This is a genomic window from Tannerella forsythia 92A2 (assembly GCF_000238215.1).
GTDB classification, from domain to species: Bacteria; Bacteroidota; Bacteroidia; order Bacteroidales; family Tannerellaceae; genus Tannerella; species Tannerella forsythia.
Map to the genome: position 1 here is coordinate 2,487,582 of NC_016610.1, position 16,465 is coordinate 2,504,046.

The window sequence follows — 16,465 nt, forward strand, 5'->3', positions numbered from 1 at the left end:
TTTCCTTTTTTATGTTGGCATAACGTCTGGAAACAGATGGGACCTTGTCTTTTATAGCTATAGACGCGACTTCGTGATTTTTATGCTTGCCTTGCTTGGAAATACCCCTATTTTTCCCTATTTTTGCCAACTTAATTAAAACATTTGACATTTTGCCGACGAAAATGAAACAATCGAATCCTGCCATTTTCATTCCCGAAGGAACGGATAAGGTGCTGTTGCATGCATGTTGCGCACCGTGTTCGGGTGCCATTATCGAATGGATGGCGGAACAGAAGCTTCATCCGACCTTGTTTTTCTGTAATCCGAATATTTTTCCACACGAAGAGTATATGAAGCGTAAAGAGGAACTGATGCGCCATGCCGATCGGATGGGGGTACCCTTTGTCGATGCTGATGATGACCATGCGGCATGGCTTTTGCGTATACGGGGGCTGGAGCGCGAGCCGGAGCGCGGCGCACGATGTCGTCAATGTTTCGTCGTACGCCTTCAAGCAACGGCAAAATATGCACACGAACATGGGTTTGGAGTCTTTACGACGACACTTGCCTCGTCGCGCTGGAAGGATATTGGGCAAATTACCGAAGCCGGTCAAACGAGTGCCGCAGCATATCCGAATCTGATATTCTGGGCGCAGAATTGGCGCAAAGGCGGACTAAGCGAACGACGAAACGCCCTGATTAAGTTCTATGATTTTTATAACCAAACGTATTGTGGCTGTGAATTTAGCCTTTCCTCGGCGCGAAAGAATCAGGAAAGTCGTAGGGCAAACAATCTATCTTATTGTAACCAATGAATCGAACTGTTTTTCCTGCCGAATGGGAGCCACAAAGTGCCGTACAATTGACTTGGCCGCATGAGCGAACCGACTGGGCGCCGATCCTTCATGAGGTAACGCCTTGCTTCGTTGCCATCGCCCGCGAGATCGTGAAACGTGAAAACCTGCTGATCGTATGCCGGAACGCTACCGAAGTATGCTGCCAACTTGGTGAGATCGACGAACGGCGTATCATGTTCCGTGAGATGGAAACGAACGATACATGGGCACGCGATCACGGAGGAATCACTGTCTTTATCGAAGGGCAACCAGTTGTCTACGACTTCGTCTTTAACGGCTGGGGCATGAAATATGCGGCGTATCATGATAACCTGATTACACGCACACTTGCTGCTGCCGAAACGTTTGCCGACGGGGTTCGCGTGGTGAACATGCAACCTTTCGTACTCGAAGGAGGAAGCCTTGAGTCCGATGGCAAAGGGACGCTGTTGACAACATCCGAATGCCTGGAATCACTCAATCGGAATGAATATCTGAACCGCGAACAACTTGAAATCCATTTGAAAGATATCTTTGGCCTCGACCGTGTCCTTTGGCTCGAAAACGGCTATCTTTCGGGCGACGATACGGACAGTCATATTGATACGTTGGCGCGTTTCTGTGATCCGGAGACAATCGCTTATGTGCAATGCACCGATGAGACGGACGAACATTTCACAGAATTGCAAATGATGGAAGAAGAACTGAAAGGGTTCCGTACCGTCGACGGAAAACCTTACCGTCTTCTTCCACTTCCTATGGCTGACCGCATCGTTGAGGAAGGAAAACGACTACCGGCTACGTATGCGAATTTTTTGATTATCAACGGCGCCGTGCTCGTCCCTTTTTATCGAAGCGAAAAAGATGAAATTGCACGGAAAACGTTGCAAATCGCTTTTCCCGACCGTGAAATCATAGGTATTGACTGTCGGCCGCTCATCAAACAACACGGATCGCTGCATTGCGTGACGATGCAGTACCCCCTGTCGGTAATTCACAACCCCATATAAAAGCAATGAAAATAGGTATCATACAACAGCAAAATACCGTTTGTACAGAGACAAATATCGCGAACCTGTCACGAAAAATACGCGAATGTGCTCAGCAGGATGCGGAACTGATCGTGTTGCAGGAGTTGCATAACAGCCTCTACTTCTGTCAGACAGAAAATACAGACTTCTTCGATCTGGCCGAAACGATTCCCGGCCCTTCGACCGAACACTTTGGAGCGTTAGCTCGTGAACAGCACGTTGTAATTGTACTCTCGCTCTTCGAGAAACGGGCGGCCGGCTTGTATCATAATACGGCTGTCGTTATCGAAAAAGACGGAACGATTGCCGGAAAGTATCGAAAGATGCATATCCCCGATGATCCGGCTTATTACGAAAAATTTTATTTTACTCCCGGAGATATGGGGTTTGTTCCTGTTCATACCTCTATCGGGCGGCTCGGTGTGCTTGTCTGCTGGGATCAGTGGTATCCGGAGGCGGCACGTCTGATGGCACTTCAAGGCGCCGAACTGCTGATTTACCCGACGGCTATCGGTTGGGAAAGTAACGATACGGTCGATGAACAGCAACGACAGCTTGATGCATGGCGCATCGTGCAGCGAGGCCATGCCGTTGCAAACGGATTGCCTGTTGTCACCGTCAATCGTACGGGGCACGAGGCGGATCCGTCAGGACAAACCAATGGCATTCGTTTCTGGGGAAACAGCTTCGTCTGCGGGCCGCAAGGCGAACTGATTCATGAACTTCCCAACAGCAGTGAAGCGACTTGTGTGGTTGAGGTCGACTTGAAACGCAGTGAGCAGGTACGCCGCTGGTGGCCGTTCTTGCGCGACCGCCGGATCGAAGATTTTGCTCTGCTCACATGCCGCTATATTGACGAATGACAAATACGCCCCTCCGAATGTATCCATGAAACAGACGCACACGATCGTAGATGAAGAGGTGATTCGACGTATCAATCGAGGAGATACGAACGCCTTTGGTGAATTGTATAAAGCCTATTATGTCTATCTGTGTACAGTGGCAACAAAGTACGTTTTTGATCCGGAGGCCGCGCAGGAAATCGTCAATGATGTGTTTCTGAATATTTGGCATCACCGACTCACTCTTTCTACTCCCGTAACGGCCTACCTCATTCGTGCCGTACAAAATAGGAGTCTGAATCATCTTCAGCGGAAACGAATGAAGGAACTTCCGCTTTCCGACGTGCAGGAACAACTGATGGCCATTTGTGAACAAGCAATTACTGCCGAAGAACATCCATTAGCTTATATAGAGAACCTTGAACTCGAAAAACATATAGCAGATGCTGTAGAAACACTTCCTGAAAAGTGTAGAATCATCTTCAAGCAATATATTTACCAAAATCATACGTATGACGAAATAGCCCGCCTTAACGGTATTACATCAAGTACGGTGAGGGGACAGATCAGAATAGCCTTATCGAAAATTGCCGAATCGATCAGAAAATATTACATCATCATATTTTGGTGAGTGAATAAGATGATGCCCGCAAAATAATTTATTTCAATTGCTTATTCCTTTTGCGACAAAAACAGATATTTTTTTGATAAGTGAAAAAATATTTTCATCTTTGCAGAAAATAAAGAATAAGTAAAAATTGCCATGAGATTTCGGTTAATACTTACAGTAGACCGCCGTTCATTCGGCGACTTACTTCCCATTAACTATCAATATGAACAGTCAGCTGTGATCTATCGTATTCTTTCGAAAGCCAGTGAAGAATATGCGGATTGGCTGCATCACAATGGTTTTCAGCTTGAATCGGGACGGCGGTTTAAACTCTTTACTTTCTCGCGTTTGAAAATAGAAAAACGACAAGTGTTGCCGCAGAATGAACGAATACGTATCTTGTCCGACTCTGTCGAGTGGCAAATCTCTTTTCTGCCCGAGAAAAGTACCGAAAAGTTTATTCAGGGCCTCTTCGCAAATCAGGCGTTTGAAATCGGAGACCGCCAATCGACCGTCCGTTTTATGGTGAAAAACATAGAAGTAATCCCTCCCCCGGCCTATACCCATGAGATGGATTTTATAACTATGTCGCCGATCTGTCTGAGAATGAAATGTGAGAACGGAGGATCAGACTATCTTTCGCCTGTTTCTCCTCATGCAAGCAGTGCGATATTAACCGGTTTGTCAAGGCGCTATGAAGTATTCTACGGAAAACCTTATTCCGGAGAGGAGGCCTTTGATTTCAGCGTGCTTAACGAACCTAAGTCTGTGTTGGTAAAAATCAAATCCGATACTCCGGAGCAAACGAAAGTGCGCGGTTATATGTGCCGGTTCAGGATGAAAGCCCCGCTTGAATTAATGAAAATCATGTACGAAAGTGGCATCGGAGAAGAGTGCAGTCAAGGCTTCGGCTGTGTGAAAGAGACAGATATAAAAAGAGTAATAGAACGATAAAATAGAATTTTAATAGATTAGTTCCATGGCATTCGTATTTAAAATCAAAATCGACGGCAGTGCAAAACCTCCGATATGGAGAAAAGTGAAAGTAAACGAATCGATGACATTCGGCGACTTTCATTTAGTTATTCAAATCCTTTTCGGATGGACCGATTCGCATCTGTTTGAATTTACTCCTAAAGGGTGGGGGAGTTGTCCGAGAATAACCTTCAGCTTCGACGAAGAATATGAGCCGGATGAAAGTTTTTCCGAACCGGAGACATTTCCTTATGGCGAACTTTACCGTGCCGACGAAATCCGACTAAACGATTATTTTAAGAAAGTCAAGCAAAAGATCGTCTATATCTACGATTTTGGTGACGATTGGAGACATATCGTTGAATTGGTGGATATTGCCGACGATGCGGTTCTTCTTCCGGTTTGTCTTGCAGGGAAAGGATCCCACCTGGAAGAGGATTGTGGGGGCATTGGCGGCTTTTATAATATGGTTGAAGCCGTAAACAATCCCAAACATCCGGAACATAACGAATACCGCGAATGGCTCGGTATGAAGCGGGGTGAAAAATGGGACCTAAACTTCTTCGATCTCGAAGAAACAAATGAGGTGTTAAGGGAAATATGGAAGTTGAAAGAGAGAGAAAAGTGAAATAATTTTTGGGTAGATAGAAGTTGTCGAAAATAGGATATTAATTTGTAGAAATAAAAAATAGACTATGTATACGTCAAAAATTGATTTAGCAGTTTTACAAAAGATACCGCATAAAATAGTTAAAACTAAGCTTGTTGTAGAACCTTTAGCTCCATTATCTATGGTGTCTGAGATGCCCGGCTCATTTTATAAAACGCTTAATGTTCCAAGCAAAAAAATGATCTGTGGACTAATAGAAAATGTTCTAGGGTGGCATATTGATTGGAAAGATAGAAGGGCAATACAAAAAGACATAGAGAAGTTGAGGAAAAAACAAAAGGTAACCCATTCAAGTAACACAAAAGGTTCAACATATATTCCACTTTTGATGGAATACTTTGATGTTATTGATCAGCCGACCATAGATTTTTCAGAAGTATGCTTTTTCAATGATCTGTGGAAAAGATGCTATCGTCGCGCTGATGCAGTTGTTCACCCAAACGGAACCGAAAACATGGACTATAGATATATTTCAAATAAATGGAAATTAAAACGAGATGAAAAAAATCGAGATAAGATAGATAATCATGCATTAGAGGTTTTCTTTAAAGAAAACATTGATTTTTTTCCGATGTACTATGCAACGCCAACTGTCCGAGAGTATATTCATTTGCATGGTAGATACATTATCCCGATGCTTATGGACGAAAGATTGTTTGTAATGTTGTATGACATCCTTGATACGAATAATATCGGGTATTTGGGCAATAATGAGGGTTGGGTGAATTTAAAACTATCGAAAAATGAATGAACATCCTTATATTAGATATGCACAGGCATTATTGATGGTGGAAAACAACTTATCCTCCATCAATGAAATAACATTGGAACATATTAAGAATGAAATAGAAAAGGGATTAAATTCTTTCCGTGTACGTCCGTCGGGGTCTATTGCAGGTAAGTCAAAAGTACAATATGTTTTTGACAGAATAGAAAAAGGAGATACAAAAAAAGGAGTTTTTCTTTCTCCCAATACGATTTCAAGTGATAAGCAAGCAAGGAATCTTTGGGGGGCAGCTGCAAAATTTTTACAGGGAATGGATAATGACAAATGTGATGATTTATCAAAAAATACAGAAATAGGGATGTCGGAAGTTCCGATTTCGGGGGAGTTTCTTTCGTTCTCTGACAAGGGCAATATAGGGAGAGGAAAACCTAAGTCATCTATTAAAGAACAAGGTTTTGGAATCATCTCGACATTAACGCCTTTAAAGCCTTGTTTTCAATATAAAATCGGGAAAAAAGGTCAGCCGGAAATGTTCAACGTCTGTATTATTCCTGACTTGCCAATTGTTGAAATGGTAAATTTTATTCGTGTTTTTAAGCAAATGCGAATACAAAAGCTGAACGGAGATCTATTGACAGGTGATGTTGTTACTCAAACAGATAAACAAGGAAAAATTAAAGATATCTCACCTAAAAGGCCTCTGATTTATAATGGAAATTTTCCAAACCCTCCGAAAAGCAGTGCATTGGGAAGTGTTTCATTACTGGGAGCTATTGGTGAATTTGCAAAACAGGCAGAAGTGTCTGATAGAGCATTGGGAGTATTGGAAAGCCTTAAAAAGGCGACCATGTATATGGTTAAGTATGGTAATGCTACCACTTTTACATACAACCACTATATTGTAGATATGGCTAAAAAAGCCAAACTGAGAACAGTTATCGATAGCCTTTATTACTCAAAACTGTTTAATCAAGATAGACGATCGAGTATTAATACGGAATATCAAAAATTCGATTTATTTACAAGTCGTTTTTTACAGTTATTTACACAGCCTGCATTTAAAGATTTTCTGTCTTTTCGTGCAGAATATCCTGAACAAGTACAATTATTATTAAACATATATTTTGTAAAAATGGAAAGAATAGATGCTGAAATTGTAACGTCAGCCAGACAATTGGGCAAATGGCTGAACCTAGTTGCCTATTTTGCAGCCAAATCCGAAGTGAGAGAGGGTGCAAACAACTATTGGGAAGAAATTCGAAAAGTAAAGTCAAAAGTTCTTGTAGAATTGGAAAGTTCTACTTTTGCAGCCAAGTCAGGGGATGCTTTGGTTGCCCAGGTAATAACCCGTGCAGGGCGTTTATCAGGCATGGATGCCCCGGAGTCTGCTTCGTTGTTTATGGAAAAAACGATGAGCGGCGATTTGCCTCTTGATTGTGCAAAGAATTTACTGATTGCATTTTCAAGACTGAGAAATAAGAAACAGGCAGAAGAACAACCTCAAAATATTGCTGCCGAGATGGGAGAAGACGATTTTGAAGATTTAAGTGAAGAATAACAACATAAAATATATCAATATGGAAATCAAAGGAATTTTAGTAACAGCACTTGCGCCGTTTGAAAATCACATAGCAAATGGCGGTGAAAAATTATTAGGAAATGCATCATCTATTAAAAGGAGACCGGATGGTCGGGTTTATGTTTCCGGACAAATGCAACGTCATGTTCTGTTTTCTGCGATAGATCGTCTCAATCTTGCAGATCCCAATCATGGAGATACGTTTGTCTCAAATGGCGATGGGGTAAGTAATCAAATTGAGCGTGATTTACGGGCTGATATGGGCGGATTTATGCATCCGTCAAAAGGAGATTATTCCGGGCGAAGAACAGCTCCTCTTTCTGTAACACCTGCCGTTGCTATGAAAGAAAGTGAAATTGGGCGAGACTTATTGGTCCGCTTGAAAATGGATACGACGGAATCCTCTCAAGATCAGGCTTTAGCTACAAAAGAATTTAGTGAATACGATCTAATGCATATGAATTTCTTCTTGGATGTAAGTGCGCTAAGTATTTCGAAAGCATTTACCTATGAAGGAGGCTTTAATTTAGGTACGCAATATTTTAAACATGCAAACGAAGAAGAACGTAAACGTCGTGCTCGTTTGTACTTGGAAGCTACTAAATCGATGAATGATTACGCTAACCAGGCTCGTAATGCGGTAAGCGGAGAACCTCAACAAGTCCTTATTGTGTTTGATACCGTATTAAGTCGCAAGGCGAGTAGATTTTATACGGCGGACGAACAAGAAAAGAAAAATATTTTGGCAGAGCTTAAAGAGAGAGGCGCTACTTGTTTTATCGGTGATGATAACTCTGAAAAGAGTGTTGCGAAAGCATATCAAGAAGCATTGGCCTTTTTAGAAAAAAACACGCTTTTTGATCCTTCAAGTAATGCCGAAGTAAAAACATTCCAAGAAGTATTTGCCAATGCCTAACTTCAAGATTCCAATATTAGCAAAGCCTTCAGGTGTTACATTGGAGCAGCATAAGCTTAATGTAGTGTCTGAAGGTATGCTATTGTTGGAGTATAGACCGTTTGTCGCCGAAAAATATGAGCAACGGGTCGGAAGGAGTTTATCGCGAAGGCTAAAACTTGTTTGCCAATACCATGATGACGGTAAAATGAATGAGAAATGGCAAAATGCTTGCCGAAAGGATCATGAGGCATTTTTGGAATGGCAAAAAAGACACAAGGGAACATTTAGGGATTATTCTAAACAGGATATTGATAAGGCTGGTAAGAATATTAGACTGGCCGGTGTGCGACATGAATGGCAATCTTTGCTATTGAATGTAAATAAAAAAATGCCGATAGTCCTTCAAGCTGCCATTGCCGCCCATCATGGCAAATTAGGTTTTAACTTTGAACAGCGATGGATAAAGGAAGGGATGGGCGATTTTTGGAAAGCTTTTCAAAAAGAATCGAATAGTAAAAGTGAAACGTTAGATCTAATGCAACTTGCTAACGTTCAGTATGAGTTCTCGGGAATAAGAGGCTTGTTACAATTGGCGGATCATAGAGCAAGTGCAAAGGAAGACAATGATTTTGTGCCAGACCATACAACTTTTAATTATCAATTCCCGTTCCCTTCAAAAAGAGGAGTTCAAGAATTGGTGGAAAAGCATTGGAAAGAAGAACTTCTTTTAGTACGAGCACCAACAGGGGCAGGGAAAACAGATGCTTCGTTATTGTGGGCATCATTGCAAATCACTAACAAACGTGCAGATAGGCTTATTATTGCCATGCCCACAAGATTTACATCCAATGCTTTATCTATTAGCGTTGCGGAAAATCTTTCAGATACGGGATTATATCATTCAAGCGCATGGTTCAATAGATTTCAAAATAAAATTGAAAAAGGGGAAGTTACGCGGCAAAAAGCTGAAAGAATACATGAGTTTGCACGCTTGCTCGAAACGCCGGTAACTGTTTGTACAATTGACCATTTATTGATGGCCCTAACATTGACAAGAGAAGAGCACCATCTGATAACATTTAATATGGCTCATTCCTGCTTGGTTATTGATGAGGCTGATTTTTATGATGAATTTACGCAGGCGAATATTTTAGTTTTGCTTAAAATCCTTAAAGCCTGGAATGTTCCGGTATTGTTGATGAGCGCTTCTTTACCGGAAGCGGTCTTGATAGAATATAAAAGCATCGGATATTCCGTAAGTGAGATCATGGAGGATGATTCTGATAATGCCCGACCTCGTTTTATAATCAAAGATATTCGTAAATACGAAGAGCCTGATGATATTTCCGACTTATTGATCTTGATGGCGGAAAAAAGGAATGGAGTCATTTATGCCAATACTGTAGATAAAGCCATTTCATATTATAAATGGTATCAAGAATATAATAACAATGTCATAGAAAAGATCGAGATATGCCTCTATCATAGCCGATTTACAGAGCCGGATAAAGAGAGAAAAGAAAAGGAAATTATCGACATGCTCGGACGTAAAGCCTGGGAAAAAAATAAAGCTCACGGCATTGCAATTATGACACAAATCGGAGAGATGAGCATTAATATCAGTGCGGATATGATGATTTCAGACATTTGTCCGATTGATAGGTTAACACAACGTGCCGGCAGAATGTGTCGTTTTGACAAATCAAAAATAGGAAAACTATATGTAGTGGTACCCCAAAAAGATGATTGTCTATATCCGGCACCTTATGGCTCCTTTGATTTGCATGCGAAATCTTGGTCGTCATGCGTATCTTTATCAAAGACAATTCAATTATTGGAAAAAAAGAGCTATTGTGCGGGAGAATTAGTGGATTTGCTTAACGCGGTATATGAGCAAAGAATAAATTATTCTCCAAAATCCATAGAAAATGCGAATAATCTAAAAAGTTATTTTATGATGAATTGGCTTATTAATCCGCAACAAAAAAGTGCAGAAGACGATGATTCTGTGAATTTTTGGAGAAGCCGGGACATTATGCCTCAAGATACTGTTTTTGTCCAAAAACCGGATTCGAGATTCTTTTCAAATTATTTGGAATTTCAGAATTGGAAAATCTATAATTCCGTTGAATTGCCTATTTACATCATTAATAATGCAAAAAAACAACATAAGATAGATGACATTAATATTAAAGTTAAAGATGAAGAAACAAGTATTTTTGTAATCAGGGAAGGCTTCTATAATTATGAAACGGGAGCAACATTCGTAGAAGATGGTGTCTTCCTGTAGTTATATATATATAAATCTTTAAAATATTACATATGTCCAAATTCAGTCTCAAAAAACACCTTCAATCTCTCACGAAAGAACAAATCGTCGAGGTGGTGTTAGATGCTTACAATAACAGTAAAGCCGTCCAAGAGTATTTTGATTTTTATCTTCAACCGAATGAGAAAGAAAAGATAAAGAAGTACAAAGCCATTATTGAAAAAGAATTTGATATAAGAAATCCGATGAAATCCGGATTGAAGTATTCTGTTGCCAAAAAAGCCATTTCGGAATTTGCATCACTCAAACCCTCTCCCGAAGCGTTGGCAGATGTGATGCTGACCTTGCCTGAGGCAGCTTGCCTGTTTACCTACGAATTTGGCGATATGGACGAGCCTTTTTATAATGCTGCATATAATAATTTCAAACGGGCTGTGTCGTTTATTGATAAGCACGGGTTGCTCGATAAATTCAAGAAACGATGCAACGACTGTGTCATGTACGCTTCGCCTTGCGGATACGGTTTTGCGGATGATATTGCAGCGGTGTTTTACGAATACTACGGGGAGTATGCGGAGTTCGTAAATAAATACGGAGAACAATCCTGATAGATAATTTCTTAAAGTGAGTATGCCAACCCCTCCATTCACCATATCGCCCCAAGCCATTAATCTGATAGCCGATATTTCGGCTATGATAGAGCGGTATGCCATCCGGTTGGAACAAAAGGACGGCTTGCTGTTGCGCAGGGCGAATAGAATAAAGACCATTCATAGTTCTTTAGCTATTGAAGGCAATAATCTGTCCGAAGACGAAGTGCGTGATATTATCAACGGGAAAACTGTCGTGGCACCCTTGCGCGAAATACAGGAGGTGAAAAATGCCATACGAACGTATGATTTGTATTCGTCATTAAATCCATTTGACGTTAAGGACTTGCTAAAAGCCCATGCGGTGATGATGGAGGCGTTGACTGACGATACCGGTAAATTCCGCCGTTCAGGAGTGGGCGTTTTTTCCGACAAGGCCGTTGTTCATGTGGCGCCGCCTGCTAAACGTGTGCCAATATTAATAGATGAACTTTTTGAATGGTTGCAAGATGCCAAAGACCATTTGTTGGTGAAAAGTTGCGTGTTTCACTATGAATTTGAGTTTATTCATCCGTTTTCCGATGGGAATGGTAGAATGGGACGATTGTGGCAATCGCTAATACTCGGAAAACTAAACCCTATTTTTGAGTATTTGCCGGTGGAGAATATGGTCTTTGCCAATCAGGAGGAGTATTATGAAGCGATTTCTCAAAGTACCAAGGCGGGGAATAGCGCTCCTTTTATAGATTTTATGTTACAAGAGATTTGCAATGCTCTAAAACATCATCAAGAGGATTCAATAACAATACCTAATGTCGGAATAAATGTCGGAATAAATGTCGGAATAAAATCCGAGCAATTTGATAAGATTTTGTCGCTGATTCGACAAAATCCACGAGTTTCGGTCAGGGAAATGGCTTTGATGTTGAAAATCAGTTCACGACAATGCGAACGCTTGATTTCGGAAATGAAGGCTCAAGGCTTAATAAAACGCGAAGGGGCTAATAAAAACGGTTGCTGGATTGTTTTAAAACAATAATTTATCAAAACAAGTTTAAATTTGAATAGCAGTATGACAAACAAGGCAGGCCGTATTATGCTATACCAAACCGCTGATGGTATCACCAAGGTTGAAGTAACGTTTTGTGATGATACCGTGTGGTTAACTCTTGACCAAATGGCGGAATTGTTACAAGGGAATAATTCAGTTATTGCAAAATTTGCAACAACTACTTTTGGCAACAAGACCTATCAAGTGGATTACTACAACCTTGGTATAATTATCAGTATACTTAAATCAAATTCATAATAATATGAATATCAACGGAATATACTTCAACTACTATCAGGTATGCAAGCGCAAGCTTTGGCTCTTTGCCAACGGCATCAATATGGAACACACTTCCGACACGGTGTACGACGGGAAGTTGCTGCACGAAACCTCTTATCCGCAGCGTGCCGAACGCTACGAAGAGATGCTCATTTCTGCCGAGTACGAAGGTATTACGTTAATCGGACAAATTGATTATTTCGATGCGCGGAATAAGGTTATTCATGAAATCAAGCGTAGCGATAAGGTGGAAGAGGCACATGTTCGGCAAGTAAAATTCTACCTCTGGCTTCTGGAGCTTAATGGGGTCGATGGCGCGACGGGGATTTTGGAATATCCCAGACTGCGTAAAACGGACGAAGTCCTATTCTCGGACGAAGATCGGCAGGGGTTGCAGAAATCGGTTTCTGAAATCCGATCACTTATTGAAAACGAATCTTGCCCGTCGACGATCAATGCAAAGATTTGCAAGAATTGCAGTTATTACGATTTTTGTTATGCAGGAGAAGAATAAAGCCGTATATTTGCATAATTTATTATAAAAACAATCGGAAATCTCAATGGAAAAAGAACAAAGGAAATATTTATTAAAAGCTGATATTTCAGGGATACAAAATTACATCTTTGACACAACGTCAAAAAAAGCTGCTCAGAATTTAAAAGCTCGTTCGTTTTATGTTTATGTACTCGCTCATATCATTGAAGAGTATTTAAAACGAGAGTTTGAAGTAGAGGAGGTGATTTATAATGGAGGAGGAAATTTGCTGTTGTGTCTGAAGGCTGAAGAAAGTGCCATTTCTATTAAAACGAGAGAATTGCAACACAACTTTCTCACAAGAGATATTTATACTCATTTTGCCTGGGTGCTGTATGAAGATGAAAATTTCAAGGAAAAAAACAGGGCCGTAAATCAACTTTTGGCAAAAAATAAAATGTCAAAAAGTATATATCCTGCTTCATTTCAGGTGACTGATGAGGATATGGTGTGTGAAAATATTGTCAAACAATTGATAAATGCAGATGGTTTCGGTATTATTCCGGATGAAAAATCCCAAGATATCTCTTTGGCTGGTTTTTCCGTATCGTTTTCAAACAGTCAAAAAAGTTTTAAAAACAATATACTCAACAAATTACCTAAGAAAGACAATGATATTCTCATCGACTTCGATTCTATTGCGGATAGGGCATTGATTAGAAATGCCGACAGTAAATTGGCTGCCATAAAATTGGATGTTGATAATCTGGGAACTGTTTTTATGAATAAAGAGAAAACGGACTATAAAAAACTTTCCGGCGGATTTGACATTTTCTTCAGTAAGACACTTTATGAGGAAATCTTAAAGCAATATATCGATAGTGGAGACATTTATCCCGTTTTTGCCGGTGGCGACGATTGCTTTTTAATCGGCGCATGGGACATAATCTTTGATGTTGCCGGAAAAATACAGCAACTATTTACTAAATTCCAAGCAGAAATAAGAAGCGCCCTTTCCCAAACAGAGGAAAATGACATCACAATATCGGCAGGTATAGTGGTTGTAAATGCCAAGTTCCCGATGATACGTTTGGCAGAAGAGGCTGAGAACGCACTGTATTTAGCCAAAGCAAGTGGAAAAAACCGGATTACTGTTTTTGGCGAACCACTTACTTGGAGCGAATTCCTTTCGGCAAAAAGTATTGCATACCAATTGGCCGAACTTGTGCGGAAGGGCGAGAGCCGGGCACTTATTCAAAGAGTGAAGTCTTCCGACTTGGGTTATAAAAACCTGCAGGACAATGCGGTGAAAAGAGGGAAAATTGAAATGCCGAAAGTGCATCGTTTGAAATATTATTTACGAAATGTGAAAAAAGAGGAAAATTTACCATTAATAGAAAGAATTTTTGATGATTACAAAAACAGTCTTTTACAAGACTTCATGAGCCCGAACGCCACAAACAACGCACTAAAATATCCTGTTGCCGCGCGATGGGCGGAATTATTGACTAAAAATTATAAAAACTAATATATATGGCAGAAAAATTCAGACAACAACCCCAATCCTACAGTCAAAACAAACGAGAAGAAAGTTCTCTTCAAGATTTTGCTCAAAAAGTAAAACAACAATATTTTGAAGGTGCTCTTTTTGAGCAACTTTTGCAGCTGAACACCTCTGATGTCGGGCTGCAAAAAGAACTTCCCGTTGATACAATCATCAACGCAGTAGAGAAATTTGTAAAAGACTATGCCAATGCAATTACGCCCACGCAGTTGCGGAATATTTATTCCAAGATAAAAGGGGTGAATTCTTCGTTGGAATTGAAACTTTTGCGGCCTAATTTGGCCTATGTAGCGGCAAGACAAGGAAAAAAAGACGCAAAAGAAATGATTGCTTTCATAGACCTTCTTATTCAGAAAACAGACGACAAGAGTTTGGACTCCTTCAAAAAACTAATGGAAATTATCATTGCTTACCACAAATTTTATCACACAAAAAAATAATCAGAACAAATGAAACTCATAGAAAAAAACATAATTACCGGAACCATATTGTTGAAAACCGGGCTTCACATTGGTGGGTCTAAAAGCAGTTTGGATATTGGCGGATTAGACAGCCCTGTAATAAAAACCCCACTGGGAGTACCTTACATTCCCGGAAGCTCGCTGAAAGGGAAAATCCGCACCCTGCTCGGCTTATCGTACGGAGCTTTTAAATTGGAAGAGGATAAAGAGATTATCAAAAAAATGTTTGGTTCAGCTGAAAAAGATTGGACGGAACCCACGCGACTTATTTTTCGAGACGCAGTGTTGGATGTAGAAAAATTTATGGAGGTTTTTACCAATAAAAACGCATCGCTCGAAACAGATTTTTCAGAAGAAAAGTATGAAAATACTATTGATAGAAAATCCGGAAAAACTACAGGTGGAGGTTTACGCAACATTGAGCGTGTACCTGCCGGAGCGGTATTCTCTTTTGAAATCGTGATAAACGTTTTTGATAAAGACAATAAAAACGAAATGCTTAAAGAATTGGAAAAAGGACTTAATCTTTTACAGGACGATTATCTCGGCGGCAGTGGCACACGAGGATACGGTAAAGTAGTAATAACGTGCAATATTAAAAATCCCATCTCAAAAACATACGAGTAATGCGCAAAGCTATTATCTTAAAATGCAGGCAGGGGAGCCGTTTTCATTTTGGCGAATTTGCAAGGGAACAGTCTACTGCGCTGTTTCATACTGCCGATTACATACATTCCGATGTCATTTTTGCGGCTTTTATCAGTTCATTGGCACAGATATGTCCGGAAAAAACGGATGTTTTCAGAGAATATTTTCAACAAGGAAATATCCGTCTTTCTTCCGGTTTTTACGCCATAGAATACAATAAGCAAACGATATTCTTACTGCCTAAACCCACCGTATTAAATATTTCTCCGACCGATAATCCAAAGAAATTCAAAAAGATACAGTTTATGTCCAAAGGAGTGTGGGAAAAAGGAGTGGCACCGGATAAATGGTTTTCGGATGACAGTCCTTGTATAAGCCCTAATGAAAAGACTATCTTTTTGAAAGAGGAAATTGGTTCCGATGCTTTATTCCCTCTCTCTCAAAAGGTAGATATGCAAAAGGTGAAGGCTCGAGGTGCTGAAGATAAAGACAATCTCTACGTACAAACCGATTTGATTTTACAAGGCAATGAAAATTATGCCGTGCATTGGTATTTTTTGGCGGAAACCAACTTGAATGATGAAGACGAAAGACTGTTTTACCGGACTATCGGATTGTTGGCGGCAAACGGTATCGGCGGCGAACGCTCAACCGGTTGCGGAAATATAGAAAGCGTAGAATTTCACGATTTTGAATTTCAAACAAATCAGCCGTCAGATGATCAAGTGGCCTTATCCTTGGTTTTTCCCAAAGAAAAAGACATGAACGTATGCAAATACTACCAAACCAAATTTCGGGGAGGAATGTGTTTTAGAGCGGACAAAAGGCTGCCAGTAGCGACTGCGTTGCTTGAAGGAGCCGTGATGAGCGAAAAAGTAAAGCCGGATGTACTGGATTTTTCGCAAAACGAAAAAAAGTACTGGAAATACAGCGGAGATTTTTTTCTGCCGCTACCACTATCGTTTAATCCTTAATACT

At 40.4% G+C, this 16,465-nt stretch carries 18 protein-coding genes; all 18 read left to right on the top strand.

Going from position 1 to position 16,465, the window contains the following annotated elements; genetic code table 11:
- The first annotated feature begins 164 nt into the window (after positions 1 to 164).
- On the top strand, positions 165 to 797 hold the full coding sequence (locus BFO_RS10090) for an epoxyqueuosine reductase QueH (protein WP_041591292.1): 633 nt from the start codon (positions 165 to 167) through the stop codon (positions 795 to 797).
- Positions 794 to 1,828: an agmatine deiminase family protein gene (locus BFO_RS10095; RefSeq protein WP_014225617.1), complete on the top strand. Its 1,035-nt coding sequence runs from the start codon at positions 794 to 796 to the stop codon at positions 1,826 to 1,828. Before BFO_RS10090 ends, BFO_RS10095 begins: the two co-directional genes overlap by 4 nt.
- A gap of 5 nt (positions 1,829 to 1,833) precedes the next feature.
- Positions 1,834 to 2,712: a carbon-nitrogen hydrolase gene (locus BFO_RS10100; protein ID WP_014225618.1), complete on the top strand. Its 879-nt coding sequence runs from the start codon at positions 1,834 to 1,836 to the stop codon at positions 2,710 to 2,712.
- A 25-nt stretch (positions 2,713 to 2,737) separates the two neighbouring features.
- Positions 2,738 to 3,322 carry an RNA polymerase sigma-70 factor gene (locus tag BFO_RS10105; protein WP_014225619.1) on the top strand — a complete coding sequence of 195 codons (585 nt, stop codon included), beginning with the start codon at positions 2,738 to 2,740 and terminating at the stop codon, positions 3,320 to 3,322.
- A 132-nt stretch (positions 3,323 to 3,454) separates the two neighbouring features.
- A complete protein-coding gene (cas6, locus tag BFO_RS10110; protein ID WP_014225621.1) occupies positions 3,455 to 4,255 on the top strand; it encodes a CRISPR-associated endoribonuclease Cas6 in 801 nt (266 codons plus the stop codon).
- Between the two features lie 25 nt (positions 4,256 to 4,280).
- Positions 4,281 to 4,904 (top strand): plasmid pRiA4b ORF-3 family protein, encoded by a 624-nt coding sequence (locus tag BFO_RS10115; protein ID WP_014225622.1) that lies wholly within the window; start codon positions 4,281 to 4,283, stop codon positions 4,902 to 4,904.
- A gap of 67 nt (positions 4,905 to 4,971) precedes the next feature.
- Positions 4,972 to 5,697 carry a type I-PGING CRISPR-associated protein Cas5p gene (cas5p, locus tag BFO_RS10120; RefSeq protein WP_014225623.1) on the top strand — a complete coding sequence of 242 codons (726 nt, stop codon included), beginning with the start codon at positions 4,972 to 4,974 and terminating at the stop codon, positions 5,695 to 5,697.
- Positions 5,690 to 7,231, top strand: a complete 1,542-nt coding sequence (gene cas8c, locus BFO_RS10125; RefSeq protein WP_014225624.1) for a type I-PGING CRISPR-associated protein Cas8c/Csp2 — start codon at positions 5,690 to 5,692, stop codon at positions 7,229 to 7,231. The genes cas5p and cas8c overlap by 8 nt, the downstream gene beginning before the upstream one ends.
- 19 nt (positions 7,232 to 7,250) lie before the next feature.
- A complete protein-coding gene (gene cas7p, locus BFO_RS10130) occupies positions 7,251 to 8,168 on the top strand; it encodes a type I-PGING CRISPR-associated protein Cas7/Csp1 (protein ID WP_014225625.1) in 918 nt (305 codons plus the stop codon).
- Entirely contained in the window at positions 8,161 to 10,440 is a 2,280-nt protein-coding gene (gene cas3 / locus BFO_RS10135; RefSeq protein WP_041590864.1) for a CRISPR-associated helicase Cas3', read from the top strand. The genes cas7p and cas3 overlap by 8 nt, the downstream gene beginning before the upstream one ends.
- Positions 10,441 to 10,472: 32 nt before the next feature.
- A complete protein-coding gene (locus BFO_RS10140; RefSeq protein WP_014225627.1) occupies positions 10,473 to 11,027 on the top strand; it encodes a DUF6155 family protein in 555 nt (184 codons plus the stop codon).
- A gap of 22 nt (positions 11,028 to 11,049) precedes the next feature.
- Complete coding sequence (locus tag BFO_RS10145; RefSeq protein ID WP_014225628.1) at positions 11,050 to 12,048, top strand: Fic family protein; 999 nt, start codon at positions 11,050 to 11,052, stop codon at positions 12,046 to 12,048.
- Positions 12,049 to 12,081: 33 nt separating this feature from the next.
- Positions 12,082 to 12,318, top strand: a complete 237-nt coding sequence (locus BFO_RS10150; protein WP_052299275.1) for a hypothetical protein — start codon at positions 12,082 to 12,084, stop codon at positions 12,316 to 12,318.
- Positions 12,319 to 12,322: 4 nt separating this feature from the next.
- A complete protein-coding gene (gene cas4 / locus BFO_RS10155) occupies positions 12,323 to 12,853 on the top strand; it encodes a CRISPR-associated protein Cas4 (RefSeq protein WP_014225629.1) in 531 nt (176 codons plus the stop codon).
- Between the two features lie 46 nt (positions 12,854 to 12,899).
- Complete coding sequence (locus BFO_RS10160; protein ID WP_014225630.1) at positions 12,900 to 14,342, top strand: Cas10/Cmr2 second palm domain-containing protein; 1,443 nt, start codon at positions 12,900 to 12,902, stop codon at positions 14,340 to 14,342.
- Between the two features lie 5 nt (positions 14,343 to 14,347).
- Positions 14,348 to 14,818: a type III-A CRISPR-associated protein Csm2 gene (gene csm2, locus BFO_RS10165; RefSeq protein ID WP_014225631.1), complete on the top strand. Its 471-nt coding sequence runs from the start codon at positions 14,348 to 14,350 to the stop codon at positions 14,816 to 14,818.
- A 9-nt stretch (positions 14,819 to 14,827) separates the two neighbouring features.
- Positions 14,828 to 15,466: a type III-A CRISPR-associated RAMP protein Csm3 gene (gene csm3 / locus BFO_RS10170; protein ID WP_014225632.1), complete on the top strand. Its 639-nt coding sequence runs from the start codon at positions 14,828 to 14,830 to the stop codon at positions 15,464 to 15,466.
- A complete protein-coding gene (csm4, locus tag BFO_RS10175; RefSeq protein WP_014225633.1) occupies positions 15,466 to 16,461 on the top strand; it encodes a type III-A CRISPR-associated RAMP protein Csm4 in 996 nt (331 codons plus the stop codon). The genes csm3 and csm4 overlap by 1 nt, the downstream gene beginning before the upstream one ends.
- Positions 16,462 to 16,465 lie beyond the last annotated feature (4 nt).

Excerpts from the sequence above, each read along its gene's own strand:
- BFO_RS10090 (WP_041591292.1), top strand. The coding sequence starts at position 165 with ATGAAACAATCGAATCCTGCCATTTTCATTCCCGAAGGAACGGATAAG.
- BFO_RS10095 (WP_014225617.1), top strand. The coding sequence starts at position 794 with ATGAATCGAACTGTTTTTCCTGCCGAATGGGAGCCACAAAGTGCCGTA.
- BFO_RS10100 (WP_014225618.1), top strand. The coding sequence starts at position 1,834 with ATGAAAATAGGTATCATACAACAGCAAAATACCGTTTGTACAGAGACA.
- BFO_RS10105 (WP_014225619.1), top strand. The coding sequence starts at position 2,738 with ATGAAACAGACGCACACGATCGTAGATGAAGAGGTGATTCGACGTATC.
- cas6 (WP_014225621.1), top strand. The coding sequence starts at position 3,455 with ATGAGATTTCGGTTAATACTTACAGTAGACCGCCGTTCATTCGGCGAC.
- BFO_RS10115 (WP_014225622.1), top strand. The coding sequence starts at position 4,281 with ATGGCATTCGTATTTAAAATCAAAATCGACGGCAGTGCAAAACCTCCG.
- cas5p (WP_014225623.1), top strand. The coding sequence starts at position 4,972 with ATGTATACGTCAAAAATTGATTTAGCAGTTTTACAAAAGATACCGCAT.
- cas8c (WP_014225624.1), top strand. The coding sequence starts at position 5,690 with ATGAATGAACATCCTTATATTAGATATGCACAGGCATTATTGATGGTG.
- cas7p (WP_014225625.1), top strand. The coding sequence starts at position 7,251 with ATGGAAATCAAAGGAATTTTAGTAACAGCACTTGCGCCGTTTGAAAAT.
- cas3 (WP_041590864.1), top strand. The coding sequence starts at position 8,161 with ATGCCTAACTTCAAGATTCCAATATTAGCAAAGCCTTCAGGTGTTACA.
- BFO_RS10140 (WP_014225627.1), top strand. The coding sequence starts at position 10,473 with ATGTCCAAATTCAGTCTCAAAAAACACCTTCAATCTCTCACGAAAGAA.
- BFO_RS10145 (WP_014225628.1), top strand. The coding sequence starts at position 11,050 with ATGCCAACCCCTCCATTCACCATATCGCCCCAAGCCATTAATCTGATA.
- BFO_RS10150 (WP_052299275.1), top strand. The coding sequence starts at position 12,082 with ATGACAAACAAGGCAGGCCGTATTATGCTATACCAAACCGCTGATGGT.
- cas4 (WP_014225629.1), top strand. The coding sequence starts at position 12,323 with ATGAATATCAACGGAATATACTTCAACTACTATCAGGTATGCAAGCGC.
- BFO_RS10160 (WP_014225630.1), top strand. The coding sequence starts at position 12,900 with ATGGAAAAAGAACAAAGGAAATATTTATTAAAAGCTGATATTTCAGGG.
- csm2 (WP_014225631.1), top strand. The coding sequence starts at position 14,348 with ATGGCAGAAAAATTCAGACAACAACCCCAATCCTACAGTCAAAACAAA.
- csm3 (WP_014225632.1), top strand. The coding sequence starts at position 14,828 with ATGAAACTCATAGAAAAAAACATAATTACCGGAACCATATTGTTGAAA.
- csm4 (WP_014225633.1), top strand. The coding sequence starts at position 15,466 with ATGCGCAAAGCTATTATCTTAAAATGCAGGCAGGGGAGCCGTTTTCAT.